The 12886-nt window shown below is 61.3% G+C and carries 12 protein-coding genes; 10 read left to right on the top strand and 2 right to left on the bottom strand.

Annotated elements, in window-relative coordinates:
• Positions 1-12 precede the first annotated feature (12 nt).
• From K6N12_RS28065 to K6N12_RS28085, 5 genes are all read left to right on the top strand, one after another.
• Complete coding sequence (locus tag K6N12_RS28065) at positions 13-1113, top strand: class I SAM-dependent methyltransferase (protein WP_097626716.1); 1101 nt, start codon at positions 13-15, stop codon at positions 1111-1113.
• A gap of 111 nt (positions 1114-1224) precedes the next feature.
• Complete coding sequence (pgeF, locus tag K6N12_RS28070) at positions 1225-2019, top strand: peptidoglycan editing factor PgeF (protein WP_097626714.1); 795 nt, start codon at positions 1225-1227, stop codon at positions 2017-2019.
• Positions 2020-2024: 5 nt separating this feature from the next.
• Positions 2025-3176 (top strand): M24 family metallopeptidase, encoded by a 1152-nt coding sequence (locus tag K6N12_RS28075; RefSeq protein WP_097626712.1) that lies wholly within the window; start codon positions 2025-2027, stop codon positions 3174-3176.
• A gap of 90 nt (positions 3177-3266) precedes the next feature.
• Positions 3267-4088, top strand: coding sequence for a hypothetical protein (locus K6N12_RS28080; protein ID WP_097626710.1), 822 nt, complete (start codon positions 3267-3269; stop codon positions 4086-4088).
• A 105-nt stretch (positions 4089-4193) separates the two neighbouring features.
• Positions 4194-5126, top strand: coding sequence for a ribose-phosphate pyrophosphokinase (locus K6N12_RS28085; RefSeq protein ID WP_049736196.1), 933 nt, complete (start codon positions 4194-4196; stop codon positions 5124-5126).
• 191 nt (positions 5127-5317) lie between these two features.
• Here the strand turns inward: K6N12_RS28085 and K6N12_RS28090 are convergent, their stop codons facing one another.
• Positions 5318-6856, bottom strand: a complete 1539-nt coding sequence (locus K6N12_RS28090) for a hypothetical protein (RefSeq protein WP_097626708.1) — start codon at positions 6854-6856, stop codon at positions 5318-5320.
• Positions 6857-7199: 343 nt separating this feature from the next.
• On the opposite strand from K6N12_RS28090, the gene K6N12_RS28095 reads away from it, so the two are divergent.
• From K6N12_RS28095 to K6N12_RS28115, 5 genes are all read left to right on the top strand, one after another.
• Positions 7200-7808 carry a 50S ribosomal protein L25/general stress protein Ctc gene (locus tag K6N12_RS28095; RefSeq protein WP_097626706.1) on the top strand — a complete coding sequence of 203 codons (609 nt, stop codon included), beginning with the start codon at positions 7200-7202 and terminating at the stop codon, positions 7806-7808.
• A gap of 191 nt (positions 7809-7999) precedes the next feature.
• Positions 8000-10351, top strand: coding sequence for an EAL domain-containing protein (locus K6N12_RS28100; RefSeq protein WP_222149022.1), 2352 nt, complete (start codon positions 8000-8002; stop codon positions 10349-10351).
• A 16-nt stretch (positions 10352-10367) separates the two neighbouring features.
• The gene (locus K6N12_RS28105; protein ID WP_097626827.1) at positions 10368-11081 is read left to right on the top strand and encodes a substrate-binding periplasmic protein; all 714 of its coding nucleotides are present in this window, start codon (positions 10368-10370) and stop codon (positions 11079-11081) included.
• An 89-nt stretch (positions 11082-11170) separates the two neighbouring features.
• Complete coding sequence (gene pth, locus K6N12_RS28110; protein ID WP_222149023.1) at positions 11171-11902, top strand: aminoacyl-tRNA hydrolase; 732 nt, start codon at positions 11171-11173, stop codon at positions 11900-11902.
• Positions 11899-12390, top strand: coding sequence for a GNAT family N-acetyltransferase (locus K6N12_RS28115; protein WP_097626699.1), 492 nt, complete (start codon positions 11899-11901; stop codon positions 12388-12390). Before pth ends, K6N12_RS28115 begins: the two co-directional genes overlap by 4 nt.
• Here K6N12_RS28115 and clpS read toward each other — a convergent pair.
• Positions 12368-12679 (bottom strand): ATP-dependent Clp protease adapter ClpS, encoded by a 312-nt coding sequence (clpS, locus tag K6N12_RS28120; protein WP_003593075.1) that lies wholly within the window; start codon positions 12677-12679, stop codon positions 12368-12370. The two genes, K6N12_RS28115 and clpS, sit on opposite strands and share 23 nt — an antisense overlap.
• Positions 12680-12886 lie beyond the last annotated feature (207 nt).

The raw sequence follows: 12886 nt of genomic DNA on the forward strand, positions 1-12886 counted from the left end.
AGGACGCGCGATATGACCACCGCTCTAGGCGAAAAGATCAAGGCGATCATCCAGGCCAACGGTCCGATCAGCGTCACCGATTATTTCTCGCTCTGCCTGGCCGATCCTGAACACGGCTACTACCGCACCCGCGAGCCCTTCGGCCGTGCGGGCGATTTCGTGACCGCGCCCGAGGTCAGTCAGATTTTCGGCGAAATGATCGGCGTCTTCATCGTTCATGCCTGGCAGCGCCACGGCACGCCGGCGGGCGTCCGTCTCGTCGAGATCGGACCCGGCCGCGGCACGATGATGGCCGATATGCTGCGCGTCATCTCGCGCATCGCCCCGCCGCTGCTGGATGCTATGACCGTGCATCTCGTCGAAACCAGCGAGCGCCTGCGCGACGTCCAGAGCCAGACGCTCGAAGCTTACGATGATAAGATTGCCTGGCACGACGGCTTCGACGAAGTCCCGCCGGGCTTCACGCTGATCGCCGCCAACGAATTGTTCGACGCCATCCCGATCCGCCAGTTCGTCCGCATGCCGACGGGTTTCCGCGAGCGCATGATCGGAATTGATGCCGATGGGGAGCTGACCTTCTCCGCCGGCGTCGCCGGCCTCGATCCGGCGCTTCTGCCCGAACCGGTGCAGAACCTGCCGCTCGGCACGCTCTTCGAGATCTCGCCTGCCCGCCAGGCTGTCATGATTGCGATCTGCGAGCGGCTGCGCGCTTTCGGCGGCACGGCGCTCGCGATCGATTATGGCCATCTCGTCACCGGCTTCGGCGATACGTTGCAGGCCGTGCGCATGCATGAATTCGATCCGCCGCTCGCCCATCCCGGTGAAGCCGATCTGACGAGCCATGTCGACTTCCAGCAGCTCGCCGAAACCGCACTTGCGGCCGGCGTCCATCTGAACGGCGCCCTGCATCAGGGTGATTTTCTGACCGGTCTCGGCATCCTCGAACGTGCCGCCGCCCTCGGCCACGACCGCGAGCCGCAAACCCAGCAGGTTATCCAGGCGGCGGTCGACCGGCTCGCCGGCGCCGGTGAAGGCCGGATGGGCGAACTCTTCAAGGTGATGGCGGTCTCTCATCCCGCGGTCGACCTCATGCCCTTTCGCCCGGTGGATTGACAGGGCGCACGCGGCTGGTTCAACATCCGCGCGAACAAGAACTTGAAGCGCGCCGCCTGTGCGATGCGCTTGGGATAATAACAAACCCCTTAAAAAACCCCGGAATCACAGATGCAGGAAGCGGCCTCTCCCGCACCGATCGAAAGCGCGCTGCTGAATGAAGCGGCAGGCGGCACTATCCGCCACGGTTATTTCACCCGCGCCGGCGGCGTGTCCGAAGGGCTGTATCGCGGCCTCAATGTCGGCCTTGGCTCCAACGACGAACGCGACAAGGTCCTGGAAAACCGTCGCCGCGTCGCCGCGTGGTTCGACCTGCCGGTCGAGCGGCTGGCGACTGTGCATCAGGTCCATTCCCCTGACGTCGTGACCATCGATGCCGATTACGACGGCGCCCGCCCCGAGGCGGATGCGATGGTAACGCGCACCCCCGGCATTGTGCTTGGCGTGCTTGCCGCCGATTGCGGCCCGATCCTGTTCGCCGACCCGGACAATCGCGTCGTCGGCGCCGCCCATGCCGGCTGGAAAGGCGCGCTGACGGGTGTGCTCGAAAATACCATCGCCGCCATGGAAGCGCTGGGGGCGGATCGCACACGCATTATCGCCTGCCTCGGCCCCTCGATCAGCCAGGCAAGCTATGAGGTCGGTCCTGAATTCGTCGAGCGTTTCGTCGCCGGGAACCCGGAAGATGCGCGTTTTTTCGTGCCTTCCGCAACCTCCGGCCACGCCATGTTCGACCTGCCGGCGCTGACTGTCGACCGGCTGACGAAAGCCGGAGTGCGGGCCGAAAGCCTCGGCCTCTGCACCTATCCGGACAGCGAGCGCTTCTTTTCCTACCGCAGGACGACGCATCGCAAGGAGCCGGACTACGGCCGGCAGATTTCCGCGATATCAATCAGGGAGACGTGAGCAGAATGGCACTGCACTTCGAAAAGGCCGAATTCGCAAGCCGGCTTGCGCGCCTCACCGAGAAGATGAAGGAAGAAAAGCTCGACGCCCTGCTGCTCTTCGCCCAGGAAAGCATGTACTGGCTGACCGGCTACGACACCTTTGGCTACTGCTTCTTCCAGACGCTGGTCGTCAAGAGCGACGGCACCATGGCGCTGCTGACCCGCTCGGCCGATCTTCGCCAGGCCAGGCATACCTCGATCCTCGACGACATCCATATCTGGGTCGACCGGGTCAACGCCGATCCGACGCTTGACCTGAAGAACCTGCTGGTCGAGATGGATCTGCTCGGTGCCCGCATCGGCGTCGAATATGACACGCACGGCATGACCGGCCGTATCGCCCGCCTGCTCGACGCACAGCTGACCACCTTCGGCCAGATCACCGACGCGTCCTATCTCGTCAGTCGCCTGCGCCTTGTCAAAAGCCCGACCGAGGTTGCCTATGTCGAGCGCGCCGCCGTTCTCGCCGACGATGCGCTCGACGCCGCGATCCGGCTGACGAAGCCCGGTGCCGACGAGGCCGATATCCTCGCCGCCATGCAGGGCGCGATCTTTTCCGGCGGCGGCGACTATCCCGCCAACGAGTTCATCATCGGCTCCGGCGCCGATGCCCTGCTTTGCCGCTACAAGGCCGGCCGCCGCAAACTCGACGCCAGCGACCAGCTGACGCTCGAATGGGCCGGCGCTTACGCGCATTACCATGCCGCCATGATGCGCACGATCGTCATCGGCGAGCCGATGCAACGCCACCGCGAGCTCTATAATGCCTGCCGCGAAACCATCGAGGCGATCGAGACGGTGCTGAAGCCGGGCAACAGCTTCGGCGACGTCTTCGACATGCATGCCAGGATCATGGACGAACGCGGTCTTGCCCGGCACCGGCTGAACGCCTGCGGTTATTCGCTCGGCGCCCGCTTCTCGCCCTCCTGGATGGAGCATCAGATGTTCCATGTCGGCAATCCGCAGCCGATCGAGCCGAACATGTCGCTCTTCGTGCACATGATCATCGCCGATTCCGACACGGGCACGGCGATGACGCTCGGCCAGACCTATCTGACGACGGCGGATGCGCCGCGCGCGCTATCCCGCCATCCGCTCGATTTCATCGGTCTTTGACCGATGAGAATCCGGAATTGACAGACGCCCGCCGCCGCCCGCATAAATTCGGGCGGGGCTGATGCGATTGTGGGAAGGACGGATCAAGGGATGACGCGAGCTGCGATTGTGCCCACGCTCCTGGTCTTCACGGCCCTGCTGACCGCCTGCAACACAACCGATGCACTGACACCGCAGGTCGATATCGGCGATTCCTCCGCGCGCGCGTCGTCGAGCCCGGTGACACAGAACGAGGCCGAGCGTCTGGCTGGTTCTCGCCAGCGGGCCTTCGCCCAAAGCTCCCAGCCGGGCGGCTACCATCCAGCTTACGATCAGTCGCAGCAGGCCTACAGGCCCGGCACCGGCGCGCCGCCGACGACAATGCAGCAGCAGGCAGACGCCCTGTCGAGGAGCAGTTCCTCGCCGGCCGCCTCCGCCCCGATCGAGGAACAATCGCTGCCACCGCCGGCTTCCAGCGGTGAGCTTCCCGCACAACCGGCTCAGCCGCCCGCCGTACAACAGCCGCAACGGACCGCCGCCCTCAACACCGGCGCCTCCTCTGTGCGCGGCAACACCGTGCGCTTCTTGCCGATCATCGGCGCGCCGGTTCAGGCGGTGACCCCGCTGTCGCGTCAGCTTGGCGCCGAGGCGCGCGCGCACGGGCTTTCCATCAAGAGCTCGACCGATGCGAGCAGCGATTACATCCTCAAAGGCTACCTCTCAGCCTTCAGCGACGACGGCAAGGTCACCGTGGTCTATGTCTGGGACATTCTCGACAGCGCCGGCGGCCGCCTGCACCGCATCCAGGGGCAGGAAAGCGTGCCGACGGCGGCGGCCGATCCCTGGGCTGGCGTTCCTGCCTCGGTGATGCAGCAGATCGGCTCGAAAACCATCGCGGAATTCTCCTCCTGGCGGCAGACGCGGGGTGGTTAGTCACAAACTTTTCGCAAATATGAAAGCCTGTGGCGCCTTTGCCCTTGCATTCACGGGGAAGCTGGCTAAAAAGCGCGGCTATCAGCGCATAACGGGCGGACCAAAATGAAGGTTTTCGCAGGCAATTCGAACCGGCAACTCGCCGAAGCGATCTGCACCTATCTCAACGTTCCCTTGGGGAGAGCCAGTGTTCGAAGGTTTGCCGATCAGGAAATCTTCGTGGAAATCCAGGAAAATGTGCGCGGCGAGGACGTTTTCCTCGTGCAGCCCACCGCCTTCCCTGCCAACGACCACCTGATGGAACTGTTGATCATGATCGACGCGATGCGTCGTTCTTCAGCCCGCCGCATCACCGCGGTGCTTCCCTATTTCGGCTATGCGCGCCAGGATCGGCGCGCCTCAGGCCGCACACCGATCTCCGCGAAGCTGGTCGCGAACCTCATCACCGAAGCCGGCGCCGACCGGGTGATGACGCTCGATCTCCATGCCGGGCAGATCCAGGGCTTCTTCGATATACCCACGGACAATCTCTTCGCCCTGCCTGTGCTGACGCGCGACATCAAGAGCCATTACGACCTCAGCAACGTTGTGGTCGTTTCGCCCGATGTCGGCGGCGTGGTTCGCGCCCGCGCGCTTGCCAAGCGGCTGGACTGTCTTCTGGCCATCGTTGACAAGCGTCGCGATCGGCCGGGTGAATCCGAAGTCATGAACATCATCGGCGATATCGCCGGCAAGGACTGCCTGCTGATCGACGACATCGTCGATTCCGGCGGCACGCTCTGCAACGCGGCCGACGCGATGCTCGCCAAGGGCGCAGCCAGCGTCACCGCCTATATCACCCATGGCGTCCTTTCCGGCGGCGCGGTCACCCGCGTCACCTCCTCGAAGCTGCGCGAACTCGTCATCACGGATTCGATCCAGCCGACGACGGCCGTGCTCTCGGCGCACAATATCCGCATCGTGACGACGGCGCCGCTGATCGGCGAAGCCATCAGCCGAACGGCCCAGGAAGAGTCCGTCTCCAGCCTCTTCGATTGAAAAGAGCCGGCATTCGACCGGCTCTTTCAATTTCTACATCGGATGGACCTGGCTATTACCGGGCATGCTCGCTGAACAGTATGAATTACCCAGAATAAACCGCCCCGATCATTCGGCGAAGCTTGTCACATAAGGCGTAAAAAGCCGGCACAAGGCCGGCTTCATTAGTTTGTTATCATGACAGACAACGCTCAAGGCTGCTGCGGCGACGCAGGTGCCGCATCCTGGCCCTGATCCTGCTCCTGGTCCTGCTCCAGCCCCTGATCCTGATCCGGAGCGTCCGGCCCCTTGACCACCTGTCCGTTAACGGCAACCGCGCCGTCGCGGCTGACGCTGATATCCCAGCGCGAGCGGCCGTCCGCATCGGTCTTGGCGAAGCCCTTCACCATCATGATGCCGAAGGAAACCTGGTTGAGGTCGGGATCCGTCTTGGCAAGTTCCTGAACCGCGGCAATCGTCTTGTCGAGATCGCGGGCAAGGATGGTCGCCTCCATCGAATAGTCCTTCTCGGTGTCGACCCGTCCCTCGATCTTGCCGGTCACGTCGATGTCGTAGACATTCGACTTGGCGCTGATCATCGGAAAGTCGACCGTGACCCGGCCGTCGCGGAAGAGCTTCTTGCCCATCTCCTCGCCGCTCGCCTCCGGCGCATTTTCCTTGAAATCCATCGCCATCAAGGCATCGCCAAAGCTGGCAAAGTCCAGATTCGGCACGGCAAGCTGCAGATCGAAGCTGGTCGGCATGAATGTCGAATAGCTTGGCGGCATCAGCGGACTGTCGAGGCTGATGTCATGCGCATTCATGCCGAAGCCGAAACGCATCGCGTCGCTCGGCCCGTCCATGGCCACGTTATAGCCGAACTGCTTGACGCCGCCATTGCCCATCTGAGTGCTGACGGTCAGATTGTTGACGCCAATCGTCTCGCTGAAGGAGGCGAGAAGCGGAAAGGCGTCCTTGAGTATCCCCTTCACCTTGGCGCTGTTTTCGGGGCTCAGTTCCTTCTCGTCGGCATGATCGAGAATGAATAAGACCATCTCGCGAATCTGCTTGGCCGGCAGAGCGTTTATCTTGGCTTCGACATCGATCGAGTCGGCGCGGATTTCGACGGGCGGCATTTGCGCGCCGGAGACCTGCTCGACGAAAGTCGATGCCGAGCCGCTGCCTACGATATCGATACGCCCGTTGCCGCCGGCACTGTCGGTCGAACTCAGCTTCTGATCCATGCTGGCGATGCTGGCGCTGACTTCTTCGGTCTCGGACTTGCTGGTGAGCTTGATGTCCTTGGCCGTGGCGGTGCTGGAGCGCAGATAGCTGATCGCCGGATCGAAGACTCCGGCATAGACAAGCGAAGCGATGGAGTAGGAGAAATCCGTCGGCTTTTCGTCGGGTCCTTTGAAATGGCCGGAGACATCAAACTTATTGTCGCCTTCGATGTTCCAGAGGCCGCTGTCGAGCGGTGTGGCAAAGGTCGAGAACGGCGTCAAACCGTTGATAGTGAATTTCGAAGGGTCAGCTTTGGAAAGCAGCTTTGCCAGATCGTAGATGATTTCGTAGCGCGTGCCCGCCGGATTGACGGTGATTAGGCCGCTCTTTGCCAGATCCTCGGGAAGCAGCTTCGTCAGGTTGCCCTTGAGCGCATCGGCGCCGTTCTGGTTGATCTCGACACCCTGGGCGGTGGTGACAAGGCAAAGTGCCAGCAAGCTCGTTGCCGTGACAAGTTTAAGACGCATAGTCCGATTTCTCCTCAGCCGCTTTTTTGATTGCGGCATCCAAAGAGGGGAAGCGCGCCGATGTCAACCTCAGCCATAGCGGGACTGGTGATTTCGCCGCTTTGCGGGGCTGCGGAATTCGCAGCAGGCGCAAACATCGCCTTCCCGAACGCGGCATTCGGCTTGCCGCAAACATGCCTGATCCGCAACTTGCGTTTCCGAGCGACTTATAATATAGGCCACCGGTCCGTGTAGACACCCTTGGAGGCAACGCGGATGAGGATGGGGAAACCCGCCTCCGGTTCGACGGAACAAGGCTTTTGCCCGCCGACGAACTCTCCAAATAACCTCGAAAGGAATAGCCATGAGCCAGGAAACTTACGAGCTCAAGGCCGAGGCGCGCGAACGGGTTGGTAAGGGGTCCGCCCGTGAACTTCGCCGCAACGGTTTGATTCCCGCTGTCATCTATGGTGACAAGCAGGCCCCCATTGCCATCGCTCTCAACACCAATGAGGTGACGAAGCGCATTCATGCCGGTGGTTTCATGACCACCGTGGCGACGATCGAAGTCGACGGCAAGAAGTACAAGGTTCTGCCGAAGGACTACCAGCTCGATCCGGTCCGTGACTTCACGATGCATGTCGATTTTCTGCGCGTCTCCGGCAACACCCAGGTGACCGTTGAAATCCCGGTTCACTTCATCAACGAAGAGAAGTCCCAGGGCCTCAAGGTCGGCGGCGTTCTGAACATCGTTCGCCATGAAGTCGAAGTTCACTGCCCGGCCGATGCGATCCCGGAATTCTTCAACGTTGACCTCAGCGGTAAGAAGATCGGCGACAGCATCCATATTTCGGAAGTCACTCTTCCGAAGGGCGTCACCACCGTGATCGACCGCGACTTCACGATCGCGACCATCATCGCTCCGGCTGCCGGCATCGACGAGAGCGCCGCGGAAGGCGAAGCCGAAGCCTGATAGCTTCGACAACTTGCAAAGCATACGGCCCGCTTTCCCGTGAACTGGGAAGGCGGGCTTTTCATTGCCCGGCAAGCCCCTGTTTCAGCAACATTTAACGTATTCATGAAAGCATGCTTCGTCAGCTGCAAAGAAGCCCGCCTTAGCGCGCGACAGCAGATAAGGGTCGGCCTGGGGGAGTAGACGGAACCATGAACAATTCCGTTGAGAACAGATTTTTTGGAATTGTTTGCGGAGCGCTGCTCGTCTTTGTCGCTCCCCTCTTTGTTCTCTTCCTTTTTCTTTCCTCGGAACGGGCCGACAAGGAAATCCGCGATCACATTTCCGTTCTCCTTGTCGCCAATGCCCAGGCGCTGGCAAAGCCGCTCTGGGATCTTGATGAGGAGAGCGTCACCCAGATCAGCGCGACGGTCGTCTCCCAGGGCGCCATCGTCAAGGTCGAGGTGCGTGACCAGTCGGGTCAGCTCGACATCAGCCAGTCCACCATTCCGCGCTCCTTCGACGGCAAGCTCGTCCAGGTATCGCGCGCCATTATCTACAACACTGTCGACGGCCCGAAGAATCTCGGCAGCATCAGCGTCTACTATCCCGCGCTCGGCTTGTTTTCCGGCCTGAAGCAGGAAGAGGTCGTCTTCATCTCGATCTTCATCTTCGCCGTGCTGACCGTTTTCGGCACCGCGCTGATCGGCAACCGGTTCTTCGTCATCCAGCCGCTGATGCGGTTGACGGCAGCGATCGAGGCCACCCGGCAGCTCGGCTCCCGCCACCATGTCGACTGGCAGTCGAACGACGAGATGGGACGGCTTGCCCGCAGCTTCAACGAGATGCAGACCAAGCTCGAAAGCGAGGAGAAGGAGCTGAAATTCGCCCATCGCCGCGCCACCGACATCTATAATCTGACGCCTGCCATGCTCTTCTCGCTCGACGAGGAAGACCGCATCACCGCCGTCAGCGATTACTGGCTGCTTGCCACGGGTTATAACCGCGCCGCCGTCATCGGCCGCAACTTCGCCGATCTCGTGACATCGACGACCCGCGACAAGTTCGTCAAGCGCCGCCAGGCCGAAAGCGGCATCGCCGTCACCGTCAAGTTCGTCTGCCTGGACGGCCGCACCATGGACGTCCTCATCATGGAGTCGGAGGCGGAAGCCGGCGCTCACGACCGCCTCTCGCTGTCGGTCATGACCGATGTGACCGAACTTAAGGCCTCCGAGGACCGCAACCACCGCCAGGCGATTACCGATCATTTGACCGGGCTGCTCAACCGCCAGGGCTTCGAAGCCGTGCTCGACAGCAAGATCGCCGCTGCCGACGCCGCCGGCCAGGAACTCGCCTGCCTCTTCGTCGATCTCGATCGCTTCAAGTGGATCAATGACAATATGGGTCATGCCGCCGGCGACATGGCGCTGATCGAACTCGTCGAGCGCCTGAAGACCTATCTCGCTCCCTCCGATGAGGCGGCCCGTCTCGGCGGCGACGAATTTGCCATCCTGCTGCCGGCGAAGGACGCCGAAAAACGCGCCAGGATAATGTGCGAGCAGATCGCCTCGATCTTCGAAACGCCGTTTACGCCCGACATGCATCTGAGTGCTTCCGTCGGCATCGCCATTTATCCGCATCATGCCGCAACCGCCGCCGAACTGCTGCAGAAATCCGACCTGGCAATGTATGCCAAGAAACGCGACGGCAAGAACGGCGCCCAGCTTTTCGACAACGCCATGCTCGACCGTGCCCGCAGCCGCGCCGAGATCGAGGCCAATATTGAATCCGGCCTCGTCGACAACTGGTTCGAGGCCCTCCTGCAGCCGATCGTCAATCTGAACGGCCGTGGCATTGCCGGTTTCGAAGCGCTAATGCGCCTCAACCATCCGCAGAAAGGCCTGATGCCGCCGGCCGAGATCATCAGCGTCGCCGAAGAGACGGCAAAAATCGTCCGCGTCGGCAATGTCATCATGGAAAAGGCGATCTGCAATCTCGCCAAAATCTCCCGCATATCAGGCATGCAGGATACCTATCTCGCTATCAACTTCTCGCCCCTGCAGTTCGAGCCGGCGCTGCCGGCCCGGCTTGCAGCCATCGTCGGTCGCCATGGCATCCGGCCGGAGCGCATCGTCGTCGAGATCACCGAAGCCGTGCTGATGCACGACAACCCGCAGATCCGCATGATCGTCACCGAGCTTCGCCACTTCGGCTGCCGTATCGCGCTCGACGATTTCGGCACCGGCTATTCGTCGTTGAGCTACCTCAACCGCTTCCCTGTCGACATCATCAAGATCGACCAGTCCTTCACCCGCGCGATCAACGATGGCGACGACGACGTGCGCCAGAAGAGCCGCATGCTGATCGAAGGCATTACCACGCTCTCTCACAAGATGAACTGCACCGTCATCGCCGAGGGTATCGAGACCGAAGAGGAATGCCGCACGCTCCATCAGATGGGTCTCGATTATGGCCAGGGCTACCTCTTCCATCGTCCGCAACACGCAGCCGTACTCATCGAAGAACTGATGGCCTCGGAATCGGCCGTCGCCCGCGCCTCATAACGAAGGAGACGAGATGATGAAAAAGCTCCTGCTTCTCGCATGCCTGGCGATGCCCTGCGCCGCGCATGCACAAACGGTGACCTTCACCACCGAGGATTATGCCCCCTTCAACTATCGCGACGGCAAGGAGATCAAAGGCGCGACCGTCGAGCAGGTCGAAAAGGTAATGGCCGCGATCGGCGTCGACTACACCATCGAGATCATGCCCTGGGCGCGCGCCTTCGGCCTCGCCCGCACCGCACCGATGACCTGCGTCTTCGCGACCGCTCACAACAGCGCCCGCGACCCCCTGTTCAAATGGGTGGAGCCGCTGCTCATCGACCGCAACATCCTGATTACCCGCAAAGGCTCGGGCGTCATCGCCAGCAATCTGGACGAGGCGAAGAAATATACGATCGGCACGCAGCGCGAGGATTATACCGAGACGATCTTGAAGGAAAAGGGCTTCACCAAGCTGGATGTCGCCAGCGATTTCAACGCGACGCTGCGCAAGCTGCTCGGCGGGCGCATCGACATGATGCCGATTTCCGAACTTTATTTCGAAAAGCTCAAGGCCGACCAGCCGGTGGAAATGGTGACCGTGCTCTCCGCCCAGCCGATGAGCATTGCCTGCGAGAAGAGTTTTCCGGACGATCTGCGCGCCAGGATGCAGGCAGCCCTTAACAAGCTGATCGCCGATGGCGACCAGAAGCAGATCTTCCAGAAATACGGCATGAACCTCTCGGAGTAACGCTGCCGGCGGGCTTGCCCTTTCCGCTTGACTTTGGTCTCGTTTCCGGGTGGTGAACGTGGGCAAAAGTTAAGCGAGGACGACAGGCCATGCTGATCATCGCGGGTCTCGGCAATCCCGGCGGCAAATACGCCGGCAACCGCCACAATATCGGCTTCATGGCCGTCGACGCCATTCATCGGCGTCACAGCTTCTCGCCCTGGTCGAGGAAATTCAGGGCCGAGATCGCCGAGGGCGAACTCGGCGGCGAGAAGGTTCTGCTGATCAAGCCGCAAACTTTCATGAACCTCTCCGGCGAGGCCGTCGCCGAAGCGATGCGCTTCTACAAGCTCCAGCCCGCCGATCTTGTCGCGATCTATGACGAACTCGACCTTCCCGCGGGCAAGGCACGGCTGAAAACCGGCGGCGGCCATGGCGGCCACAACGGCATCAAGTCGCTGGATGCTCATTGCGGCAAGGAGTACCGGCGGCTGCGCCTCGGCATCGGCCACCCCGGCATCAAGGAAATGGTGCAGAACCACGTGCTCGGCGATTTCGCCAAGGCCGACAAGGCTTGGCTGGAGCCGCTTCTCGATACGCTCGCCGACAATGCCGACATGCTGGTGCGAAACGAGGATTCGCAGCTGATGAACAAGATCGCGCTGGCACTCGGCGGCAAGGCCGAGGAGGAGAAGCAGCGCAAGGACAACAAGACTACCGAAAAGAAGCCGGTCGACCAGTCGCATATACACCAGGCGCGCAATCACAATCAGCCGAAGGTGCTGGCCACCGGCCCGATGGCCGATATTCTGAAGAAGATGTTCGGCAACAAGGGGGAATGAGGCCGGTGCCGGATCAGAATTTCGCCATCCGTCCGGCCGCCGCCAGCGACCTTCCCGGGCTGACCACCCTCTACCAGCATTTGAACCCGGCCGATCCGGTTCTCGACAAGGCCATGGCCGAAGAGCTGTTCTCCACCATCCTCGCGCAGCCCGGCATGATCGTATTCATTGGCTTTGCCGGCGATATCGCCGCCGCAACCGCCACCTTGATCGTCGTGCCGAACCTTACGCGCAACGGCGCCTCCTATGCGTTGGTTGAAAACGTCGTCACCCACGCCGATCACCGCCAGCGCGGTTATGCCGGCGCCGTCATCGGTCATGCAGTGACCGAGGCCTGGAAGGCCGGCTGTTACAAGGTAATGCTGCTGACCGGCTCGAAGAACCCGGCAACGCTGCGCTTCTACGAAAATTGCGGTTTCGTGCGGGATAAGACCGGTTTACAGATCCGCCGGCCTGAAGCAGAGCTTATTCCTCCGGCTCCGTCGTAAACATTAGCGGAAAGCCCATCTCCTTGGCGAGATCGATGCCCTCCTTGGCCTTGGTCTCGGCAATGTCCCTGGCGCAGACCACGACCACGCAGGAGCCGAGCTTGTGGGCGGTCATCATCACCCGATAGCCGGTCTCCTCGCTCATGCGGAAGACGGCCTTCAGGATCACGATGACGAACTCACGCGGGGTATAGTCGTCATTGACGAGGATGACCTTGTAGAGCTTCGGCTTGTCCAGCTTCGGCTTCACCTTGGTCTTCGGTTTCAGGGCAACGTCATTGTCACTCATCGGAAAATCCACCCGTCGATGACATGGTCAAGAATCTTCAAAACAACTAATCATTGTCGATGACGAATTTTCGACGGTCCCCGGTCGCTGCTTCCACCAATCAGGAGGAAAGGCCCGCTGGCTTGAGACCCTACCGTTATTGCGGCCAGGCAAGAGCAACCTTGCATCTGACGAAATCCGCAATGCATCGAAACCGAAATCGCCCTC

It is taken from the genome of Rhizobium redzepovicii, assembly GCF_019793435.1.
Taxonomy (GTDB): domain Bacteria; phylum Pseudomonadota; class Alphaproteobacteria; order Rhizobiales; family Rhizobiaceae; genus Rhizobium; species Rhizobium redzepovicii.